We start from the raw sequence: 23,071 nt of genomic DNA on the forward strand, positions 1-23,071 counted from the left end.
CTGCTAATTCAGTGATATTTCAAAGAAGGGTCTTCCACTGTTAAATTCCCGGATATTGTGAAATACCATATCTGTACAGTTATAAAGACTTCTTTCCGTATTAAAAGCTATATGAGGAGTTACCGTGAGGTTAGGTAATTGAGAATTATCCACGTCCTCATCGTCAATTAATACCCTTACATCTTTCCTCGCTTTCAGAACTTCCGCAAGTTCTTCCATCACAAATATTTCCTTTCTAGCAATCGAAAGAATAACAGCCTCTTGCTTGGTGACAGACAGTAACTCTCTGTTTATCATATTCCGAGTCTGATCGTTCAACTCTACTGTCAAACATATAAAGTCAGAGTTCTCGAATATCTCTTTCAGGGATTTGAAGTTCACTGGAATCTCCATACTTTTAGTAAGTCTGTTCCTCGTATAGGCAGAAACATTTACCCCCAAATGGTAAAGCTTTTTAGCCAGTGATACGCCTATACTTCCCAACCCCACTATGCCAATGTTACAGTCACGCAGATCCTTGGAAAGATAAAGTTCGTAAGGCGATTGCTTTGTGCTGACGTTACTACCCATAAGCTTACGGTTATAAGCGAGCAGGGCCGACAATACAAACTGGGATACGCCTTCGGTAGAATATTTAGGAATATAGGCCACCTTTATACTATTCTTCCTTAATGACCTTAATAGTTCCTGATCCTTTAATATCCTGTCATACCCTGAATACATATATACAAAAAGTCTCAAGTCGGGCATATTATCTATAACCCTGGCGGTAGGTTCTCCCCATGATATGAGTATCTCTGCCTTATCACAGTATTTTATAAAGTTTTCTTCGTCGGGAAATGCATCAATATGTTCAAACCTGCCAAAGTCATTCAATTCTGAAGCTACTGTGGGAGAATATTTAATATGATTTCCTATGCTAAATATTTTCATGGCAAAGCTTTATTTCTTCTTCTGGTATAAATGGAGTATCCAGTTTGTCCAACTTGCTTAATATCTCCACATAGGCTCTATTATCAGATTTGTCCAACTTATCACCTATATAGTCCATTACCCCATAATAGCCCAAGGTAGCATGCTCTAGAATTTCAGTATCCTTATTAAATAGGTTTGCCACCTTTTTGGAGGCTTCATAAAGCTTGACAAAATCGGCTTCTCTCATGCCATATCTTTCCAGCAATGCAATTAACACCTCCAGATTTGCATTTCCTGCTCCTCTTCCCATTCCCATAAATGTAGCATCCAGGTAAGTGCAGCCTTCCCTGGCACCATATACTGAGTTATAAGTAGCAAGCCGCAGGTTATCGTGACCATGGTAGCCTATCTCACTATCAGAATGCTCCGATAGTATTTCTATCTTTTTACCAATCTCCTTATCAGTTAAAGCTCCGCTACTATCCACAATGTATATGACATCCGGTGATAGTTCAGCAACAGTATTGCATACCTCGATTAGTTCTTTATCTTTTATTCGATAAGTATCCAATACATTAAGACAAGTAAACAGCCCCTGCTTTTTTGCCTCCTCAAGCAGAGGTAGTGCCTCTCGAAAGGGAAAAGGTGTATTTTCAAAGCCTACAAAGCCAACCCTGAACACATCCAGTCCGCTTTTAATTATTGATTGCAGATGCGTTTTTTTACAAAGACCTGCCAATCCGAATATGCTGATGCTGGTAGACTCATCATGTTGTTTTGCTTCATATACATACTCCTCATGGCTGTGCAAAGGAAGTTCATTTCCCGGCCCTAAACCATGCCCAATTTCTATGATATCGGTGCCTATACGCTTTGATATATCTATAAAAGATTTAACTTCCTCAATGCTAAACTTAAACCCATTGAGGTATCCGGCTTCCCTTATAGTAGGATCAAGTATTTTTATTTTCTTTTCCATATTTACGTTAGTATAGTCCTTTATATAATCCTCCATCAATCAATATAGATTGTCCTGTTATGTAACGAGCATTCTCAGAAGTAAGAAAGGCGCACATATCTCCGACATCCTCTATTGTTCCCAGGTTTTTAGAGGGAATGAGATTTTTAAATCTTTCTGCTACTTTGGAAGTAGAAATTTCTTCCTTATCAGCCATCACCTGATGAATAGCCCGAACCCTGTCCGTATTAATAATGCCGGGAAGAAGATTATTTATGGTTATGTTATCTTGTGCTATATTCTCAATAATAGACTTGGAATAAGCATGTATGCAACTCCTTAATACATTGGAAAGCACCAAACTTCTGTGGGGTTCTTTAGCAGTTATAGAGGTAATATTTACTATCCTTCCATAGTTATTTTCCTGGAAGTGAGTGATGAATTTGCTTATAAGTTTTACATAGTTAATAAAATGATTTTCAAACAAGTCGACCCAGTCGGTCGGCGATAGTGAATCATATTCACCTACTTTTGGGCCACCATTGTTGTAAACCAAAATGTGTATTTGAGGAAAAATAGCAAGGCACTTTTCCTGCAATTGCTCTATTTGTTCGCTTTTCGTAAGATCGGTGACTATACCATGCACTTCCCCTCCGGTTTCTTCCTTCAAAGAGTTAACAGCTTTATTAATATCATTTTCATGACGTGAGCATATGATCACCTTCGCTCCCTGTTGTAGCATTGATTTAGCAATGCCAAAGCCAATTCCACGAGAAGCGGCACATACCATGGCTACTTTATCTTTTAAATTCATATTTATATTTGTTGAATCATTTTAAATGCCTTGCTAATAGAGCCTGACTCATTTATCAGACGAACCATCTTTTCCTCGGCTTCAAGAATGTTTTTAGCCTCAAGAATAACATCGTCGATATGGTCCTTCGGTATAACTACTACACCATCCTGATCTGCAAAAATGATATCCATTGGAGATACTGATACTCCTCCACAATTCACATCAGTCTGCACTGATTTTATGCTATACTTTCCTGCTCCTGAATAAGGGGTGGTTCCTTTTGAGAATACAGGGTATTTCAGGTTCATGATGTCATCCAAGTCTCTGGTACAGCAATTTAATATCGTGCCCCTGATCTTATTAGTGGAAGATGCAAGAGTAAGTAGTCCACCCCATCCTGAAATGTTTGTTTCTGTATCTTCAAATACCTGAACCAGTACATGCGTCTCATCAAGTGAATCTATCAAGGACATCAGCTTATCAGGTGGTGCCGGTAATTTAGTTTTACTGTTCAGGCAAGTGGCTGCATAGCCCACTATCTTGCAAGGAAACATAGGTTTAATGCTACTTTCCATGGTGGTTTTAAAACCTACCACTTTCTCTACCGCATCGGATATAATAGAGGTACTAAACCTCTCCAAAACTTTAATTCTCTCCATTTTTTTATTATAAATTATAGGTATAGGTATATATTTTCCTGTACTGTAAATTGGATACAGGGTGTATTTAGAATGAAATTGTAGATTTGTTTATTCAACTGGATCAAGCCAATGCTGACAGTCTCATTGAAGAGGGATTTACTCCATATATGGCTTTATAGCAATTATTAAAATGCTGGGACGAACTGAAACCTGAAACCTGAGCTATCTCTTTGATAGAAAGATCTGCTTGAGTGACAAGCTGACTTGCATGTTTGACCTTGAACATCATTAAAAGCTTCTTGGGATTTATAATTTGCTGTTTTTTGAATTCCCTCGAAAGTGTACATTCGTTTATATTCAGAATATCAGCTACTTCTGATACTCCTTTTAGAGTAAGGTAGTGGTGCTCTATAAGATGACAGGCTTTAGCGACTATCTTCGAAGAATTGTAAGAGTCCTCCTCTATATTTAAATCTTTCAGTGAAACCGGGTTTAGCACATTGGATATCTCCTCGACGAGTTCTCTTGTAAACGATTGATTCCCTGAGCAAAGCAAAACTTTGTCTACTCCATGTTTTCCGCACAGCCTTACAAGCTCTAAGTCCTCTTCCACCATTAAAGCAATCGTTTTCAGGTTAGTCAGGTTAGTTTTTACGATCTCCAGATATTGGAGATCATTAACTCGTTTTCTTTCAAAATCGAATATAAAAACGCTTATTGGGGTTGACTTGATGATTTGAATACACTCTCTTATATGATTGCACTTAATAATATTTAATTCACTTTTAAGAGTATCGTCAATTTTATTAAAACATGATAAACTTCGTATTAAAGTGCAAGCATACTGCTTATAAGTAGGTATTATACAGCTATTTAACATAATCAATAGTTGGTTTTATTTATAATAATTATTGGATAAGTAATTAATTAACAGGCGATTACTCATTAAATTCTTATTAGTAAATAATTATCTTCAAAATTATTCCGTTTGCTGTATACAGTCAATATCTATTTTTTGACCAATCATCTTTTTTTTTGACCATAGTAAACATATCTTTAATTTAAAAATTAGAATGAATCGTATATTACCTTTAGATGCAGGTAAGGTTACCTTAAGAACTTTAGAAGAAAGTGATGCTGATCAGATAGCATTTCATGCAAATAACCCCAATATCGCTCACTTCACTGCCAACGTTCCATATCCCTATAAAAAAGAAGATGCAATTGTCTGGATAAGCAAAACCAGATCAGGGATGCAATTGGGAAAACAGTATACGTTCGGAATAGAGTATGACAAAAGGATTGTAGGTGCCATCGGACTCAAAGTAGATGATAGCAACAATGAAGCCGAGGTAGGATATTGGCTCGGAGAGGAATATTGGAACAAAGGATTGTGCACTGATGCACTTCAAGCTGTGGTCAGATTTGGATTAGATTCTCTCAAGCTTCATAAAATTAATGGTTCATACTTATCCCACAATTTGGCAAGCAGCAGGGTTTTGAATAAGTGTGGTTTTATTGTAGACTGTGTGCTAAAGGATCATATTTTCAAGAATGACAAATACTTCGACTTGGTTAAATGTTATTTGTTAAGTCCTGAAAAATAAACCTTAATGAACCATCCTGGAATCCTGGCATTAGTTAAACGACACCTCCTGTAAAGGAGACCTTTCCTGATCCATTCTCTGAAGAGTTTCTACCTATCAGAAATACAGTTTATCAAAAACTAGAACAAGGGATCAACTTATATCGCTACACTGTTTTTATAAATGAATCACTGTGGGTTGATCGTTTCCATCATCAAATAATAAATCTTCAACCATCTCCTTTAGCCTAACCAATACTTCTGCATTAAGGTTACCTGAACTTTTATCCAATACCTCTAGTACATTCTCCCTATTAGTACTCATTTCTAGGACCATCAAGTAGTAATCAAAAACACTTTCAACCCTCTCCTCACTTAGCATTAAAAGCATTTCCAATACTTGATCATCAGTGATATTCTCAACCTTATAAGGCTCGGGCAGCAACAGCGCTTTGATGAAGTCCTCTTCATTTGTATAAGAGTGGTAAGCTACAATATCATCTACAGTATAAAAACTCGATTTTCCACCTATCTTATTGAATTCTTCGATCTCCGAATCAACGCTCAACCCTTTCTCTATTTTATTTTCAATTTCGGTTAGCAAGTTGGCCAGAACCTCATATTGACCTTTATCAAATTCGACTCTTAAACTGGTTCTTTTCACTATGATTCTTTAATGTTAAACAAACTGATTCCCCAAAAGAGGGATTTTGAAAGTACGCTTAAATCTAAGACTAAAGATTTTGAAATAAAAAAACCTTCATCTTCCCCCATTCCTACGGAGGTATAGCACTGCCTGCTGAACAATTAAGGTTTATCAAACTTTTAGAAGTTTAGTAAATCGCTGTTTAGTCCTGTATAGCTTAACATCGAAATATTTAACATTGCGTCCAATCTAAAAAATCCATAAACTACGGCAGCGTAGCCTAATTACTGCCCGTTAAACAAACTAGAAGAGTAGTACCTGAAAGGAACTTGTTACTCATAGGCCATCTGTTAGCAGAGGCAGAGTCCTCTACAAGGTCTACAAGAGACTCTGCTAAGAAGAAAAGAGGACACGAATGCTCTATCACCCCACCACTAGTTATAGAAACTTCTACAGCCTGCGCTGTCCTCCCCTACAGGAGAGGGCTTGATAGCGTTCAGTTTTTCAGGGTGTTGATGGGTGAAGTGTTACAGCCAGAATAGTTTATACACTTTCCATTTGGGATCAGAATCTATCTGTATACCTCATGATGAGAGATCTTAGCTCTGTTAAATAATTGTAATATTTTGCTTCTACTTTATACAACCTCAGAAAAATACTCCGGAATCAATTTCCTGATCTTATCCAGGGTATCATTGACAGATAGCTCGCTCATACCTCCTGCGGCATTGGCATGGCCTCCACCGCTAAAATGTTCTGCGGCTAATACGTTGACGGCATTCTCTTCCCCTTTTGAGCGGAACGATATTTTCATGATCCCATCACGTTCGGTAAATACAATAGCCACTCTCATACCCCTGATAGATAATGCATGGTTGGCCAGACTATCCGTATCACCTTTCTTGTAATTATATTTGGCAAGTTCTTCTTTTGATAAAGGAATAATGGCGACTTGGTATTCCTCCATGATTTCCAGTTTTTCACTCATGGCATAGCCCTGCAATCTCAAACGACTGACGGTGTTGTTGTCATTCAGGTATTCATGGACCAGGTGATGTTGTACACCTGCGGCAAGAAGTTTAGCCAATACTTCATGCGTTCTGGGCTTCATTGATGGAAATCTAAATGTTCCGGTATCGGTAAGAATTCCCAAATATAGCGGAGTACCTATTTTATCATCTAGCAATGCATCATACCCCGATCCTTCAATCAGATCAACAATCAGCTCTGAGGTGGATGAAGCCGTGGTTTCTGAAACAATAATATCAGGAAATGCTTCCGGGTCAAGATGATGGTCTATCATCACCTTTTTACAAGTTGCCGATTCCAGCAAAGCCTGCATATCCCCTACCCTGCCTACAGCATTGTAGTCCAGGCAAAAGATCAAATCAGCCTGCTGAAAGGCAGCTTCCACTTGCTCAGGCTCTTCATTCATCAACAATATAGGCGAGGTATCCAACCAGTATAAAAAATCTGGTGCAGGATCAGGATGACAGATCAATACCTTTTTACCCAGCTTTTCTATAAAATGCAACAATCCCAGTGAACACCCTACAGAATCTCCGTCGGCTGATTTGTGGGATGTGATAACAATATGAGAGGCATTGCATATTTCAGCTGCAATTTGTTTATATACATTCATTCTATAGTGTTTCTTTGTAATGATTGGAGTAATTACCCCTTTTATGAATTTTCCTGCTCCGCAGAGTCTCCTGCTCTTTATTTTGCCTACAGTCTTTGACTATTCGCTCATAAGGAAGCTCAAGTCTGATCGGTAGTAATAAAAAAAGCCCGAAGAATTAATCTTCAGGCTTTAGTACCCAGGGCCGGAGTCGAACCGGCACGTCCGAAGACATTGGTGTTTGAGACCAACGCGTCTACCAATTCCGCCACCTGGGCTTTAATTTAGTTGGTTAGTTGGAACCGCTTTTGTTAAACGGGATGCAAAGATGTTTAAAGATTTCAATATTACCAATAGTTGGATAAAAAATAGTGAAGAGATTTATCTAATATCTCACATTGCCGGGATAACCAACCTGCACAATGCACTTCTTCCCTGTAATTGCTTTCGAAATATTGAAAATTTGATTAGGTTCAGATGTCTTTCCTACATAACAAATTCGCCGTCATCATGAATAGACTATGCCTTCTACCCTTGTCAATGGCCATACTCACTGCTTGCCAAAACCCAAAAACGGAAACAAAACAACGTAAGTTACCGGAACTTATCACTCAAAATTCCCAGATCGTTGTTGAAAAAGAAGGGCAGGTATTCAGAGACTTAAACAGCAATAGCAAACTGGACATTTATGAAGATTCAAACCAGCTTATTGAAGCCAGAATAGCTGACCTTCTCTCTCAAATGACTTTGGAAGAAAAGGCTGGAATGATGTTTATTGGAGGTGTAGGCATAAGTGAAGACGCAAAACCTGACGGAAAAGAAAAAATCAAAGGCCCTGGCGCACGCATGCCTTCGGTTGTGGAATATATGGATTCCAAAAAAATGACGTATTTCAATATCTGGGATATACCGGAAGACCCGGTCACTTTTGCTAAATGGTATAACAATACCCAACGCATCGCAGAGAATACCCGGCTTGGCATCCCCGTTACCATAGCCTCTGATCCACGACACCATTTCAGCAACAACATCTTCTCCATGAGCGCTCAAGGCTTCTCTCAATTTTGCGAAACGTTGGGTTTTGCTGCCTTGAGAGATGAGAAGCTCATGAAAAAGTTTGCCGACATTGTCCGGCAGGAATATGTGGCGATTGGCATCAGGGAATCACTTCACCCTCAAATTGACCTGGCCACTGAACCCAGATGGGCCAGGATAAGCGGGGCATTTGGAGAAGATGCTGCTTTGACCGCTAAATTGGTCAAAGCATACATTAAAGGCATGCAGGGAGACTCTTTAAGCGGTACAAGTGTTGCCTGCATGACCAAGCACTTTCCCGGTGGTGGCCCTCAAAAAGAAGGTCTGGACCCACACTTCTCATTTCAAAAAGGTCAGATTTACCCTGGAAATAACTTTGACTACCACCTAATCCCTTTTGAGGCCGCTTTTGAAGTTAATACAGCGGCCATTATGCCTTACTATGGTGTCCCTACAGACCAAACCGAAGAGAATGTCGCGATGGCTTATAACAAAGCTATTATTACCTCGTTGCTTAGGGAAAAGTACAATTATGACGGTGTGGTCTGCACCGACTGGGGTTTAATCACTGACGTGCCCATGGGGCCGGATGTGATATGGAAAGCCAGAGCATGGGGAGTGGAGGATCTTAGCGAAGCCGAAAGGGTTCAAAAAGTTATTGAAGCTGGTTGTGATCAGTTTGGAGGAGAAATGAGACCAGAACTGGTTGTGCAGTTGGTTAATGAAGGTAAACTTACTGAAGAGCGGATTGATCAGTCTGTAAAACGATTGTTGAAGCTTAAATTCGAGTTGGGCCTGTTCGACAATCCGTTTGTTGATGATAGCAAAGTGCATGAAGTTTTAAACAAAAGGGAATTCCGAGAATTGGGCGAACACACTCAACGGGAGTCTATGACGCTCCTGAAAAATGAAGATGTACTGCCGCTCACAAAAAATAAATTCAAGGTTTATATCAAAAACATAGATAGCGCTGTGGTTGCTAATTACGCTACTGTGGTTACCAACCCTGAGGAAGCAGATTATGCCATCATCCGGCTTAATGCACCTTGGTACCCTGTAGAAACCAAAAACCCTTTTGCCCTTGGGTTTCATCATGGAGACTTGGATTTCAAAGGAGAAGAAAAGCAAAAGATACTAACACTACTTCAAAAAGTCCCAACGATCGTCGATATCTATCTTGATCGGCCAGCGGTAATACCGGAAATAACCGAAGCTTCCAGTGCGCTAATCGCCAATTACGGTGCCAGTGACAAATCTGTATGTGAAGTACTTTTTGGAAACACTGCCCCTAAAGGCAAGCTGCCTTTTGAGTTGCCTTCATCTATGGAAGCAGTATATAAACAGAAAGCTGACGTACCTTATGATAGCGAAAAACCCTTATTCAAATTCGGCTTTGGGCTTCAATATTAAGTAAACATGAAACCTCATAGCTGGAATAGTGTTACATTCGCCTGGCCAAACATTAAACCGACCCGGTTGAAGAAAGCACATTGTTGCCTGCGTCAGCAAGATTAAAAATACGACCTGACCTGTTTTCTTCAGTATTGAAGTATTTTGTACTTATAATATTAAATACAGCTTCTACCCAGTGGTTATCTGTATTTAAACTTTCTGTAAAATTGAATTTCTCGCCCCCGTGCTCTAAAAACAGGTCGCGGTACTCCTCTCCTATTTCAAGCGTAGTTTCCAGGCAATCAGCTACGAAGGAAGGAGATACAACCAATAGGTTTTTAACCCCATTCCTGGCCAGTTCTTCTATTGTTGCATCTGTATAAGGTTGTATCCAAGGATCTTTGCCCAGTCTGCTTTGAAAAGACGTGCTGTAGCTACTTGTTTCTAATCCTATACTTTCTGCAATCAGTTTTGAAGTATGGAAGCAAGCACTGCGATAACAATACTGCTGATGTTCGCCGTCACTGCAATTGCATGCCGAGTTGCAATAGTCAGACTCATTCCTAATGCGATCCAGATGTCGCTCGGGTATTCCATGGTAGCTAAAAAGCACATGGTCAGGCTGGTGTTGACTGATGTCTCCTAGCACTTTTGCAGCAAAAGCATTGATAAACTCCGGATGACTATGGTAGCTATTAAGAAACTGAATACTAGGTATCACTTGCCATTGAGAAATTATCTCCATTACTTTTTGATTAACCGAACCGGTAGTAGCCGAAGCATACTGTGGAAAGAGAGGAAATACAATGAGTTCATCTACTCCCTTAATACGCAGCCTCTTCAAAGCCATTTCTATGGAGGGGTTTTGGTAGCGCATAGCCAATTCCACTTCTACATTCCAGGGGCTACTATCAAATTTTTGCAATAGCTTGTGTACCAGCACCAACCCATGAGTCAATAGTGGAGAACCTTTTCTTGTCCAAAGTTTTTTATATTCTTTAGCCACCTTGCGAGAGCGAAACGGAGCAATTATCCCATTAACCAATAAGAAGCGCTTCCAGAAGGGTATATCTATAACCCTGCCATCCATCAAAAACTCCGTCAGGTATCGCTTCACTGCTTTGTATTCCGGCTCATCCGGTGTCCCTAGATTTACTACCAACACTCCTGTTCTACTCATAATCTTATTCGTTAATGCTTTGTTAAAAAAACTGTGCCTGACTCATCAAAAATGCAGCCTGCCTTCTTGTCATTTTTCTTACCGCTCTTATAACAGCCTGCTGTCTGTCATTACCGACATGCTGCTTCAAACTCACCACAACGGTCTGTTCAGCTTCTTCCTTAAACTTCCTTATTATTTTTCGTACCCGTCCCTTTCCAACCCATTCCAAAAAAAGATTGAGTTCTTCCTCTATGATCTCCTGCACCTGATTCAAAGCAGCTGCCTGTAGCTGATCAGATTGTGAAACCTGGCGTGTCACATCATCAACATTATAAAGTGTTGCGCTTGTCCCAACAACCGGATGTACATTCATAGGCAAACCCAAGTCTACTACCACTTGGTTAAGTGGAGAAACAATTGGCTGATTTAAGAGATGTTGTCGGTTACTTACCGCAGTGATTATGGCGTCAAAGCTTCCTAACTCGCCAGCCTCAACAAGGTTCCAATCATAGGGAAAAAGTCCATACTTATTAGCCAGATTGATGGCTTTATCAGCAGTCCTATTGGTAATATATGCCGCACCAAAACTAAACTTACCCAAATAACTAACCACATCACGGGCAATCTCCCCTGCCCCGACAATCAATATTCTCTTATCAGACAATGAAGACTTGCCCAGTACCTTTTCTATTAACTTCAGTGAACGGTAAGCAGTAGATGTTGAACCTCTTCGATAATGCGATTCGTTAGCAATCCGCTTGTGACTTTTAAATACGGCCTGAAATAACCTCTCCAATAATGAGCCTTGTTGGTTATGTGCTAAACAAAACTGATAAGCCTCTTTAACCTGCGAAATGATCTGCTTATCACCCATTACAGCAGATTGCAGACCATTGGACACTTGTAAAAGTCGGTTTGCAGTCTTATGAGTTTCATCTGACAAATCAAAGAGCTTACGATCATTATAACCAGACCCTGCCGATCGGATAAAAAAATCCCTGACCACCGCCGCTTTAGTGTATTGAGATTCAAAATATATTTCGGTCCTATTACAGGTTGAAATTAGTACCAGTCCCTTAATATCAGAATAAGCCGCTGTAATAGCCCGGCTTAATGTGCTTCTCAGAGTATCATTAATAGCATATGATTCTCGTTCTGACACTGAAGCAGTTTGATGTGAAATACCAATGTACCTTAAAACATGTAGCATAATCTGATGGAACAGCTCTTAATTGCGCATTGCTTTTGGTTGCTGAACATAATCAGCATAAGCAATCAGCTCACGTATTGCATTTAAATCTTGCACTAAGATGCATCCATCAAAAACATTTATCAAATTGATAATTTCTAAGCCATCATATACAAAATCTATGTGGGGGTATCGAACGACACTAGATATTAATTTCGTCATTGCGACGACGGCAGGAGGAAGCAATCTCATTAAACTATGTAGAAAAACTAGATTCGGGGTTGTGATCAGTCTGTGTCACGATGGAGGGGAGCACTTCGTCGTGCCTCCTCGTGATGACGGTGCCCGAATTAAACTCGTCATTGCGACGACGGCAGGAGGAAGCAATCTCCTTAACTATGCCGAAAAACTAGATTCGGGGCAGTGATCAGTCCGTGCCTCGATGGAGGGGAGCACTTCGTCGTACCTCCTCGTGATGACGGTGCTTTAATTAAACTCGTCATTGCAACGACGGTAGGAGGAAGCAATCTCTTAACTATGCCGAAAAACTAGATTCGGGGCAGTGATCAGTCCGTGCCACGATGGAGGGGAGCACTTCGTCGTACCTCCTCGTGATGACGGTGCTCGAATTAAACCCGTCATTGCGACGACGGCAGGAGGAAGCAATCTCCTTAACTATGCCGAAAAACTAGATTCGGGGCAGTGATCAGTCCGTGCCACGATGGAGGGGAGCACTTCGTCGTGCCTCCTCGTGATGACGGTGCTTTAATTAAACTCGTCATTGCAACAACGGTAGGAGGAAACAATCTCCCTAATTATGATAAAAAACTAGATTCGGGGCAGTGCTTAGTCTGTGCCTCGATGGAGGGGAGCACTTCGTCGTACCTCCTCGTGATGACGGTGCTCGAATTAAACCCGTCATTGCGACGACGGCAGGAGGAAGCAATCTCCCTAATTATGATAAAAAACTAGATTCGGGGCAGTGATCAGTCCGTGCCACGATGGAGGATATCACTTCGTCGTACCTCCTCGTGATGACGGTTAAATAACTTTTACTTCTCCTGCTCTTCATCACTGGTAACTCTATCAAACTCCTTCTTGTTGTTATTCACTCCAATACTAGCCACCAATCCACTCAGGAAGGTCTTCGTCCAATAGTTAAAGAGTGACTTNTATCACTTCGTCGTACCTCCTCGTGATGACGGTTAAATAACTTTTACTTCTCCTGCTCTTCATCACTGGTAACTCTATCAAACTCCTTCTTGTTGTTATTCACTCCAATACTAGCCACCAATCCACTCAGGAAGGTCTTCGTCCAATAGTTAAAGAGTGACTTATTGGGGTTCCTTTCAAAGTAGATCTTGCCTTCCCTGAACTTAAACAAGTGAGGGTTATTCTTATTGATCACAAATGTATTGGCGAAGAAAGAAGCTATGGACTTATTTGTACGCGAGGTTCTTTCTGAGGGCTTTTCCAAAATATAGATTTTAAGGTCTTCATACCGAAACTCCATGGTACCGTAGGCTACATCTTCATTGGCACGGGCGCTAAAAAAGAGGCTGTTGGCATAGCCCTCACGAATATCAATATTGGCATTATAGACTGTTATATCGTTGAATATTCTCAAAGGCGTAGCAGCCAGCTTACCTCCTATTGTAAAAGCCCCTGCTGGTGACAGCATGTCAAACGACATCGACAAGTCAAGCTTTGCTTTACCCATAACCATAGCCGTGGCATCCATAGTTACAAAACGGTTCTTTTTTAACAGACTCTCTCTGTTCGTAACATTTTTGAACACTGCTGAAAACTCCTCAAAAGATACCGAACCAGGCTGTAGTGCCCCTTCGGCAAATTCGGTGTAAGTAATATCAGTATTGTGAATATCCACTCTTCCTATATTGACCGGCTTTTTATATTTTCCGAAAGCAACATGATACATGGTTTTCTCTTTTGCCGGAGCATCTGGCATATTCTTATCCCTGTATACATCAATTTTAGCATTGTCGATAAGCAAGTGCCTGCTATCGATCAGTTGTTGATTTAAAAACTTATCCAGATGAAGCCCTGACAGCTTGATGGTTCCGGCACTGGCATTTATCCAGTCACTTTCAAAATGCTTTTTATCAAAATACTCAAACTGGGATAGTGGCACAAACCGCAGGTTGCTGACTGTAAGGCTGGAGTCTTTCAAGGCAAAAGCTACTTTCTCCACGGTAATTGTGTTTAAACCGTCCTTGGTTTTGAAACTCAGGTTTGGCACAGTAGCAGTCATCCCTTTAAATACCAGTACATCTTTATTGAGGTTAGTGCGCTCATCCAAAAGTACCTGCTTCAGGTTAATGGAAATATCTTTTAGCTTAAAGTCTCCCTTTCCTTCCCGCTTAAGCAAAACACTCCCGTTGCTCAAATCGAGATTATGAATAGATACTGCCTTCAAGTCGCTACCCTCCAATAAATTTTTACCTGCCGACTTATCTTCCCTCTGCTGAAGTGTAATATCAGGCTTAATCAGCTTAACTTTCTGAATATCTACTTTCTGATGATTTACAAAAGCATAGATATCCGGAATGCTCATATGGATTCCCGGAACCTTGAAGGTGGTAGCATCTTCCTTGTTGGTAAATGAAAACCGATTTACCCCTAAAGCGTCCGTTTTAGAGTCGAGGGTTACACCAGTAAGCACCACACTGGACTGGTTATTGGTAATTGACACGTTTTCTGCATCAGCAGCCATACGCTGCGCAAATGGTATTTTATAGTTCCATTTCCTGTCGGGAGCTATACGAACACCCCTGATATCAAAATTCACCCCCTTCGCCACCACCCCATCTCGATTATCAAAAGTAGTGTTAGCCAATATCAGCCTGTCTACTTTTATATCTTTTATATATTCATTCAGCTTTTGCTGCAAGTCCAGAAAGTGTGTTGTTGTCTTTGGTTTATCGCTTCCCTTGGTACTCAGTTGTATATTAGTATTACGCGCCAGAATCATTTTCGCATCCAGTATATTTTCATTCACGAGGCGTCCCACCTCTATTCCATTTGATGAAATAGTGTCAATTAAAAACTCATGTTTCCCCTTGACTTCCAGCTTCTTTACAGCCAATTGTTTTAACTTTTCAGAAAGCTGTAATTGACTAAATGTCAGTACGCTGCCATCACCATAGAGAGAGGAACCCGCCAAAGAAAGTTCCAGCCCCTTCACTTCGGGTTTCTCATCTTCATGTATTAAAAATTCCCGAAACTTCAGGTAATTGACATTGGCTGTAAATACCGGTGCCTTGTTGCCCACTATATTAATAATGCCCTTCCCTAAATGGATTCGTTTGAATGAAAAGGATTCGCTCTGATCATTTTCCGGCTTCTTCTGCAAGAAAGACTTGTCAACCAACAGCTTAAATTCCCGGGCTCTAAGTCCATTCAGTGCACTGCTCGGGGAATTAAGAAATACAGAAACACCCGGAAGAGGGACAAAAACCCCGGCAAGAGACGCATTGATAGGTACATCTTCATTACCTTCTATCTCCACTCTGCGTATGGTCAGTTTTGTTTTATCATTCTGAACCAGCGAAACTCCGGTCAACCTGCCCTTAACACTTTCGGGAGGACTTATCACAATGCTCCTGGCAGAGACTTTCATTTGAAGACTGTCCAGGTACAGGTTCGACCTTCCTTTGCCATTGACCACCTCCCCGACTGATGTACCCAGTCCATGAAATTCAATAAAGGGTGCTCCCTTCCTCATCAAACTAACTTCACCATCGTTAAGGTTAATACTATCGGTGTGTAGAAAGTCAAAAATAGCCCCTACAAGCTCTGGCAAATCAATTTCTCCACTAGTAGAGTATGCTGTATCCTCCATATGAAACCTGATTTCCGGCCGTTCAATAGACACATTGTTCATGACCAACTGGTTGTTATCAATGAAGTTTTCAAATTCAAAGCCTGATACCCTAACCTGTGGCGCATCAATATTGATCACCCCGCCGTGATCTATTTTTTCACTCAACGTCAGACGATCAAATACTTTCAAAGAATCGATCCTAATATTGGACTTGTCAGTGGTAACAAATGACAGACTACCAAATTTCAGGATATGAATACTATCTGGCATACTGTAGTAGTAATTTTTCAACCCAACAGTGGCACTGTCGTATTTAATGGCGCTGTAATTCAGAGTATCAATCCGCACGTTTTTGACATGGGCAAAAATATTATTAGCCTTAAACCGCGAAGAGGAAAATGCCCTGTCTCTCAACACATCTATGCCTCCATTATCAATGTTCAGATTGGAAATTTCAATGATATTAAAGAGCTGAGTTATTATTTTGACCAACTCCTCCGTTGATGGATCTACCGGAGTATTTTTGGCTACCGTCAGGAAATTATCCATGGCAAAGTTTGGCGAGCGAATATCTATTTCATTGATAGACAAAACATTATCCATATACGCTTTATTAAAATCTACCCCCCGTAGAGAAAGGGATGGAATACCAATAGAATAAGCATTACGATCTAAGTCTTTGCCCTTGCGCACTGCATCATTGCGTGGGTACAGGTGTACATTAGTCAACTCAATGCGCGATTCACGTGTAGAAAGCAGCACTGAGTCAAAGGAGAACAGGTGAACTGAGTCTTTAAGCTTGAAGGTCTGGTCTTTGACCAAGAGACTAATATGGTCTGAATGAAACTTAGGGTCGTTATTACTATCACTATCCCAACCAAAGTTCCTGATCAAAAAAGAGATGTTGCCGGTTACAAAATCATAACTACGTTCCATGAGGTCTCTCTTATAACTGATCTTAGCCTGACTCAGACCAAAGCTACCCAGGTTAAACTCCCTGATCTGTTGCGTCACAGTTTTATAAATATCTCCACTCTCTTTAGAGAGCCCTATATTCTCTTCATCCTGCCTCGGCTGAGCTATCCAAACTTCAGGTTGCTGTAGAATAATCGTTTTTAGGCTGAGCCGATCCTTAAAAACGACTTCAAGCAAGTTAATAATATCAGCATCTACGCGAGGTACATGAGCTACAAACAAGGACATGTCTTTATCAGAAGCATCTAACTGTACGCTGTCTATATCTACCTTAAAGTTAAACAGCGTAGCCCTGCTATCGACAAAGTCAACGTGTATACTATCATATGAAATACTATAAAAACCATCTGTTTTTAACTCAACAGTCCTTTTTAGCGTTTTACCCAACAAATCATAGGCATAGTAATGAATTAACTTTTCGTAGGTAAAAAGTACGGCAAATATGACCGCAGCAACCAAAAGTATAGCTGTAGTTAGCAACCCCCTCCTCGATCTGCGCAGTGCTCTTAATTTAAAGTATTTATGTCTTCGTTGCATACCCTTAAGTAAGAGTAAATTTATAGCTTTATTTTGACTTGTTCAGATGATTTTTTCGTCATGGATTTTTGCACTACTTTCTAGTGCAAGGGCGATTGAAGGTTGGAGGTGACATTTGCATTTCCGGCTTTCCTAACTCAAAAAGCTATCAGAAAGTTTATCCGGAAACTCTAAAAAATAAGATACCTACCCAATTTATCGAGTTAGCGGAAATATTTGGTAATCAACAATGTAAAACCTGCCACAACAAAAATAGTGGCTAATCGGGATAAATTACCACCGCTAAACCTTTCAAAACACCTCAAAAAGACTAATTTCGCGCGGTTCTATTTTTTGACTAAAACAAACTTAAATAACTTAACTATGACTTACTCTCATAAAAAGAGACTAAACAAAACACTTAATTTTTTAATTGCATTTTTAGCAATAACCACAATTTCTTTCTCTCAGGTTCAGGGACAGGGATTTTACCTTAGGGCTGGCGGCGGCTACTCTTTACAGTCTGCCAAAACTGAATTTAACAATGCTGATCCTAACGAATTAACCGGAATAAAACAATCTACGGAAGTAACTGTAAGTGCTGATGGTTCTACTACCAATGTAAAAAGTCTAAATGGCTCTTTGGGTGCTGGATTTAAAGGAAACATCACTGGTGGTTACATGTTCAACCCTTATATCGGTGCAGAATTGGGTATCAACTATTTCCACGGTGATGAGACGGTAATCGGCAAATTAAGCAGTCCGGTAATGAACTCTGAGGAAGTAGCTTATATCAGAGGGGTGGATTTGAGTCCTGCTATAATTGTAACTCCCGGTTTTGAAGGCATCAACCCTTACGCCAGAGTAGGACTTTTAATTACAGCAGCAGGAGATCTTACCATTGAAACTTCAGCAGACATTATTAACGGTGGTGGTGCAGGTACAGATATAGCGCTACGTGCTGAGTCTGAAGTAACTGCCAAATTTAGTATAGGTTATGTTGCTGCCGTAGGTATATTGTTACCTGTTAATGATCGCATCAGCCTTTTTGGTGAGGCAGAGTTCAAGAGCTTCACTATTAAAAGTGATGAAGCTGAGATCAAAAGCTTCACAACTTCAGCCATTTCTGACGGTCAGTCTGTGCTAGTACCTGGTCAGCAACTTGAAGATATGCCTGTTTCTGAAAAGAAGTTTATTTTCAAAGATGACTATACTTTTTCTAATACAACACCTCAACCTGAGGACCAGCCCACTACCATCCCTTCGCAAGAAGTTAATGCTAGCGGTGCCGGTATTAACATTGGTATAAGAATAAGCTTCTAAATACATAAATAAATTGAGCCTCACCCTTATTGGCTATTGTAATAACCACAAGCCTCTCAGGGTGAGGTAAATATTCAAACTTCATAGCTACTCAATTTCTCTCCAATTATGCTGGTTCCTTTTCCTTTTTCTTATTGGCCAGCTTCTCAATTAAGTCGGGTACCTTTTCAAAAATGCCTGCAATTGATTTTTTCTGATGGGTATTGATGAAAGATATTTCATCGTCCTTGGTTACCAGAAAGCCAATGGGATCAATACCAATCCCTCCTCCTGCTCCTCCACCTTCCCCTTTTCCTGTTTTGGCAGAATCTCCATGACCTCCTCCGCTGCCAAAGCCAATGCCTACCCGCATTACAGGCACACAGTCGAACTCTCCCAATTTAAAAGGTTCACCAATTACGGTTTCCGTTTTCACCTCCTTTTGAATGAAGTCAGTGAGCCTTTCCAATAAAGTTTCAAAATTCATTTCCATGTTTTTTTATTTTTTAGTTAAGAATCTAATGAATGTCCAGATCAGTCTGTTGAGTCGGGCCTTTACCCGAAGCTGAAGGTAATACTGATCATTGAAGTTGGTATGAATACTCACTGGCCCTCGGTTGACCAGCATGAGTACAGGGACTAACTGCGCGTTGAGCACCACATTATCCAGGTCTACTGAGCATGCGAATTGCTGCAAAGTGATACTGCGAACTACGCCGCTAACCAGGCACCTCCAGGCAGAGGCAGACCGTTTGAATCGGGATTTCTTCTTCCCCTTCCCCTGTTTCTTAGGCGTCTTGGCTTTCTTTGGCTTCTCACTCGCTTTAACGCGTACTCGAACGCCAAATACACGAACTTGCCACCATTCATCTTCCCCCGGATGCAACGACATATTGATCGTTCCTGCCTGATGTATTTCATACAACCCCAGAGTAGTGTCTACTCTGACGTATAGTGGTGTAAAAACAATCCAAAGCAGCAATACCAGTATAGCGAGCAGCAGTATATAGATAACCAGCATGTATTTTTGCTTTAGTGATGGATAATTCTTTTTAAATGATAAAGCTACCTCCCAGTTACAAAGGCTTCAATGATGCTGGTCTTGGAGAGTGATGATTTATATCCGTTGTAATATATTTTCGCCATTGCGACGACGCGCTCAGGACAATTAGTCCATGCCAAGATTGAGGAGATCACTTCGTCGTACCTCCTCGTGATGACGACCAATATAATATTGCGTCATTGCGATGAGAGAGGTACGAACGAAGAAGCAATCTCCCTCCCATGATTACGAACCTGATTGAAGGGCACCTCTCCGAATTGAGGAGATCACTTCGTCGTACCTCCTCGCGATGACGTTGATGAATTAACCACGTAGGACTAAGGAAATATAAACTATATTCCTTTGATTTGTCAACCCGTAAATTTTAAGTTTTCAATCACATGAAATCACTATTCCAAGTTAACCTCGGTGGTATTCTTAAAGTACTTTCCGATAACCTTTACAGTCATAAGGAGGTGTTTGTAAGAGAACTCTTACAAAATGCTGTGGATGCCATCAAGGCCAGAGGCCATCATGAGCAGTTCGAAGCGCACATTAAAGTTGATTATTATGATGATGACACTAACCGTGGTTTGGTGATCACCGATAATGGCATCGGGCTTACCGAAGATAAGGTGAGCGAATTCTTATCCAAGATCGGGGCAAGTTCCAAGTCACAGCAGGCTCTGGAAGAAACGAGGAATGACTTCATAGGTCAGTTTGGTATCGGGCTACTCTCCTGCTTTATGGTGAGTGACGAAATAGTGGTACACTCTAAATCTGCCAAGGCTGATTATATGGTAAAATGGGTGGGTAACATAGAAGGCACCTATCAAACTGAAACCATTGCCAACACTGACCGGGAAACCGGCACACAGGTAGTTTTAAAACTCAGAAACAATATCGATTTCGATCAGGAAAAACTCGTGCTCCTGCTCAACCTGTACGGACAATACCTGGGCATACCCATTGAGGTAGAGGTAAATAGTCAACACCATACCACCATACAAGGCTCTTTCCCCTGGGACAACAAGGCCGGCAGTGACCATGTTCTTAATTTCGGCAGAGAAATGTTTCAGGAGAACTTCTCCAACTTCTTATACATCCGTGACAGCTCTGGCAAAACGAATGGTATTGCCTACATTGTACCGCATCCTACGCATTTCGGAACCACTCAAAGCAATCGCGTTTATATCAAAAACATGTTTATCACGGCACATGCCCAGCATCTGCTGCCGGAGTGGGCTTTTTTCGTGAAGGTGATCATTAACTCTGAAAATCTGTCGCCTACTGCCTCAAGGGAAGAGATCTACCACAATGACACTTACGAAAACGTACGTGAAGACCTGGGCAATGCCATTAAGGAATACCTTATCGATCTCAGCAAAACCTCTCCGCAGTCTCTGGAGCACATCATCAAAGTGCACGGACATGCGCTGAAGTATATGTCTCTGTCAGACCCTGAGTTTCTCAGCTTTATCGCCAACTGGTTTTCTTTTTCCACCACTGAAGGTGTATTGACTTTACAGGAAATCAAAAAACGGGTGCAAACGGCTTTTTACATTTCTGATGTGGATGAATTCAGGCAAATTGTACCTATTGCCAAGGCTCAAGATAAGCTGGTAATCAATGCAGGTTATGTTTATGACACGCAAATACTGGAAGCGCTCAGCCACCTCGATAGAGACCAGCAATATCAGGCTATAGATACGGAGTATTTTGGCAACATCCTGAAATCATTGAATATTGAGGAGTTTGATCGCCACAAATCCCGTCTGGATGCATTGCAGGATTATCTGTTGAAGTTTGATTGTGAACTGGAAATCAGGCAGTTTGTGCCTGACAACATTCCGGCTATCTTTCACCTTTCGGAAAGAAAAATGATGGCTCGCGACATAGAGCAGATCAAAAAAGACAGCAACGACCTGTGGGCTGGTATATCCAGTGCGGTATTTGAACCTTCGGTATCATTCCGTTCCAAGCTTTTTCTCAACTTCAATAATTCCATTGTTCAAAAGCTACTCCGCAAGCCTCAGGAGAAAATGGAACGCCCGCTCATAGAGACACTGTACATCAACGCCATGCTTATGGGCCATTACCCGCTCAACCAGCAGGAACTGGAGGCGATGAACGAAAACCTTACTTACATTCTGGATCAGTCATTTTAAAAATAACCATGGACGCTACACAATTAGAAACTATTGAAGACCTGCAAAAAGTTGTCAACTACTTATCGAGTGCAAATGACACCCTCGCCAACAAACAACTGGCTTTCAGGGCCATTAAAAAGGCGCAGTTCTTCAAAGACCTTGACCTGGAGTTTGAAGCTCGCTATCAGTACATGTCTCAGTGTACCTTTCTTAATTTTGATGAGGAGCTGATAGCTCAATTCCCCTGGTTCCTCAACATTTGTGATCAGCATCCTGACAGGTTCAGGTATCGCTCGGTGCTTTGGTCTTTCAAATGGGTGCTGGATGTAATTCCCGAATACCACAAAGTATCGTTACAACAAATCGACAGCCTGCTACAGGACTTCGAGGCACGCTACAGGGCTTTTGGCGCAGCAGATAAGATCATTCAGCATTACTACATGAAGGTGTATGTGAAGCTGGGCAATGAAGAAAAAGCCAGACAGGCTCATGAAAAATATAAGCAGGCTACAAGCAACCATGTATTGCTGGACTGCAGGGCCTGCCAGAGCGACAACCTGCTCAACATCTTCTTGATGACCAAGGAATATCAGACGCTGCTCGACACGGCTAAACCTATACTGAACGGACAGATCTCCTGCACTGAAGTGCCTCTTCTCACCTACCCTAAAGCCATGATGGCTGCCATGATGCTCGGCAACTGGGAACTGGCTGAGGTCTACGCTTCCAAAGCACAACGGCATCTGAACAAATCCGTCACCTTCCCGGTAGAATACAGTCAACTGCTGTTGTTCTACACCATAAAAGAGGATTTTGTTAGCGCCAGGGCGATTCTTGAACAGCAACTCCCCCTACTGATGGCACGTACATCCGACTATCTGCACTTCCATTTCTACCTTGCAGCAGGCCTCTTCCTTCAGGCTATGGTCCGGGCAGAGAACTCTACTGTCAAACTCAATTTCAACCTGAAGCAGCTTCCTTTTGATATTGCTGATAAGGATGGTGAATACCCTACCACAGCGCTAAGCCAATGGTTTAACGAACAGGCAAAACACCGTGCAGGGTTATTGGATGGCAGGAATGGGAATGGATATTATATGGGGTATTTGGAAGAAATGAGGGAATGGACCGATCAACAATTGGTTAAATAAAATTTATCCTCTTTCCATTTCAATGGATTATTAACGATGTATCGCGAAATCCTATAAAACGATTGATCATTTCGAATGATATGATTGGATATAACGGTTTGAAATATGCCACTGATTTCGGAGTGTTTATGCCAGTGATTACGGTTCAAAA

The 23,071-nt window shown here is 41.1% G+C and carries 17 protein-coding genes and 1 tRNA gene; 5 read left to right on the plus strand and 13 right to left on the minus strand.

Translation table 11 applies throughout. From position 1 onward, the window contains the following. Positions 1 to 3 precede the first annotated feature (3 nt). The 5 genes from JMN32_RS18900 to JMN32_RS18920 form a co-directional block, all read right to left on the minus strand. The gene (locus JMN32_RS18900) at positions 4 to 933 is read right to left on the minus strand and encodes an NAD(P)-dependent oxidoreductase (protein ID WP_202857930.1); all 930 of its coding nucleotides are present in this window, start codon (positions 931 to 933) and stop codon (positions 4 to 6) included. Beyond that, positions 920 to 1,930 carry a beta/alpha barrel domain-containing protein gene (locus JMN32_RS18905; protein WP_202857931.1) on the minus strand — a complete coding sequence of 337 codons (1,011 nt, stop codon included), beginning with the start codon at positions 1,928 to 1,930 and terminating at the stop codon, positions 920 to 922. Before JMN32_RS18905 ends, JMN32_RS18900 begins: the two co-directional genes overlap by 14 nt. After that, a complete protein-coding gene (locus JMN32_RS18910; RefSeq protein ID WP_202857932.1) occupies positions 1,902 to 2,687 on the minus strand; it encodes an SDR family oxidoreductase in 786 nt (261 codons plus the stop codon). The genes JMN32_RS18905 and JMN32_RS18910 overlap by 29 nt, the downstream gene beginning before the upstream one ends. Before the next feature lie 2 nt (positions 2,688 to 2,689). Continuing rightward, on the minus strand, positions 2,690 to 3,328 hold the full coding sequence (locus JMN32_RS18915; RefSeq protein WP_202857933.1) for an RraA family protein: 639 nt from the start codon (positions 3,326 to 3,328) through the stop codon (positions 2,690 to 2,692). A gap of 103 nt (positions 3,329 to 3,431) precedes the next feature. Further along, positions 3,432 to 4,190, minus strand: a complete 759-nt coding sequence (locus JMN32_RS18920; RefSeq protein ID WP_202857934.1) for a helix-turn-helix domain-containing protein — start codon at positions 4,188 to 4,190, stop codon at positions 3,432 to 3,434. A 193-nt stretch (positions 4,191 to 4,383) separates the two neighbouring features. On the opposite strand from JMN32_RS18920, the gene JMN32_RS18925 reads away from it, so the two are divergent. Continuing rightward, on the plus strand, positions 4,384 to 4,917 hold the full coding sequence (locus tag JMN32_RS18925; RefSeq protein WP_202857935.1) for a GNAT family N-acetyltransferase: 534 nt from the start codon (positions 4,384 to 4,386) through the stop codon (positions 4,915 to 4,917). A 156-nt stretch (positions 4,918 to 5,073) separates the two neighbouring features. On the opposite strand, the gene JMN32_RS18930 is transcribed toward JMN32_RS18925, so the two are convergent. From JMN32_RS18930 to JMN32_RS18940, 3 genes are all read right to left on the minus strand, one after another. Beyond that, a complete protein-coding gene (locus JMN32_RS18930) occupies positions 5,074 to 5,559 on the minus strand; it encodes a hypothetical protein (RefSeq protein ID WP_202857936.1) in 486 nt (161 codons plus the stop codon). 619 nt (positions 5,560 to 6,178) lie between these two features. After that, on the minus strand, positions 6,179 to 7,183 hold the full coding sequence (locus JMN32_RS18935) for a DHH family phosphoesterase (RefSeq protein WP_202857937.1): 1,005 nt from the start codon (positions 7,181 to 7,183) through the stop codon (positions 6,179 to 6,181). A 175-nt stretch (positions 7,184 to 7,358) separates the two neighbouring features. Beyond that, positions 7,359 to 7,440: transfer RNA gene (locus JMN32_RS18940), tRNA-Leu, on the minus strand. Between the two features lie 232 nt (positions 7,441 to 7,672). Between JMN32_RS18940 and JMN32_RS18945 the strand changes: the two genes are divergently transcribed. Next, positions 7,673 to 9,607, plus strand: coding sequence for a glycoside hydrolase family 3 protein (locus JMN32_RS18945; protein ID WP_202857938.1), 1,935 nt, complete (start codon positions 7,673 to 7,675; stop codon positions 9,605 to 9,607). Between the two features lie 52 nt (positions 9,608 to 9,659). Here JMN32_RS18945 and hemH read toward each other — a convergent pair whose 3' ends face one another. The 3 genes from hemH to JMN32_RS18960 all read right to left on the minus strand — a co-directional run bounded on the left by hemH (position 9,660) and on the right by JMN32_RS18960 (position 17,296). Next, positions 9,660 to 10,769, minus strand: coding sequence for a ferrochelatase (hemH, locus tag JMN32_RS18950; RefSeq protein WP_202857939.1), 1,110 nt, complete (start codon positions 10,767 to 10,769; stop codon positions 9,660 to 9,662). A 22-nt stretch (positions 10,770 to 10,791) separates the two neighbouring features. Next, a complete protein-coding gene (locus JMN32_RS18955) occupies positions 10,792 to 11,961 on the minus strand; it encodes a glutamyl-tRNA reductase (RefSeq protein WP_238354541.1) in 1,170 nt (389 codons plus the stop codon). 1,195 nt (positions 11,962 to 13,156) lie between these two features. Continuing rightward, on the minus strand, positions 13,157 to 17,296 hold the full coding sequence (locus JMN32_RS18960) for an AsmA family protein (RefSeq protein WP_202857941.1): 4,140 nt from the start codon (positions 17,294 to 17,296) through the stop codon (positions 13,157 to 13,159). A gap of 363 nt (positions 17,297 to 17,659) precedes the next feature. Between JMN32_RS18960 and JMN32_RS18965 the strand changes: the two genes are divergently transcribed. Then, complete coding sequence (locus JMN32_RS18965) at positions 17,660 to 18,598, plus strand: outer membrane beta-barrel protein (RefSeq protein WP_202857942.1); 939 nt, start codon at positions 17,660 to 17,662, stop codon at positions 18,596 to 18,598. Positions 18,599 to 18,704: 106 nt separating this feature from the next. Here JMN32_RS18965 and JMN32_RS18970 read toward each other — a convergent pair whose 3' ends face one another. Both JMN32_RS18970 and JMN32_RS18975 read right to left on the minus strand, forming a co-directional pair. Then, the gene (locus JMN32_RS18970; RefSeq protein WP_238354542.1) at positions 18,705 to 19,070 is read right to left on the minus strand and encodes a GerW family sporulation protein; all 366 of its coding nucleotides are present in this window, start codon (positions 19,068 to 19,070) and stop codon (positions 18,705 to 18,707) included. Positions 19,071 to 19,076: 6 nt separating this feature from the next. Continuing rightward, the gene (locus JMN32_RS18975) at positions 19,077 to 19,598 is read right to left on the minus strand and encodes a hypothetical protein (protein WP_202857943.1); all 522 of its coding nucleotides are present in this window, start codon (positions 19,596 to 19,598) and stop codon (positions 19,077 to 19,079) included. Between the two features lie 422 nt (positions 19,599 to 20,020). Here JMN32_RS18975 and JMN32_RS18980 point away from each other — a divergent pair, with 422 nt between their 5' ends. Both JMN32_RS18980 and JMN32_RS18985 read left to right on the plus strand, forming a co-directional pair. Next, positions 20,021 to 21,787, plus strand: coding sequence for an HSP90 family protein (locus tag JMN32_RS18980; RefSeq protein ID WP_202857944.1), 1,767 nt, complete (start codon positions 20,021 to 20,023; stop codon positions 21,785 to 21,787). A gap of 8 nt (positions 21,788 to 21,795) precedes the next feature. Continuing rightward, positions 21,796 to 22,920, plus strand: coding sequence for a hypothetical protein (locus JMN32_RS18985; protein WP_202857945.1), 1,125 nt, complete (start codon positions 21,796 to 21,798; stop codon positions 22,918 to 22,920). Positions 22,921 to 23,071: the final 151 nt, after the last annotated feature.

The sequence above is a fragment of the Fulvivirga marina genome (genome assembly GCF_016775155.1).
GTDB lineage: Bacteria > Bacteroidota > Bacteroidia > Cytophagales > Cyclobacteriaceae > Fulvivirga > Fulvivirga marina.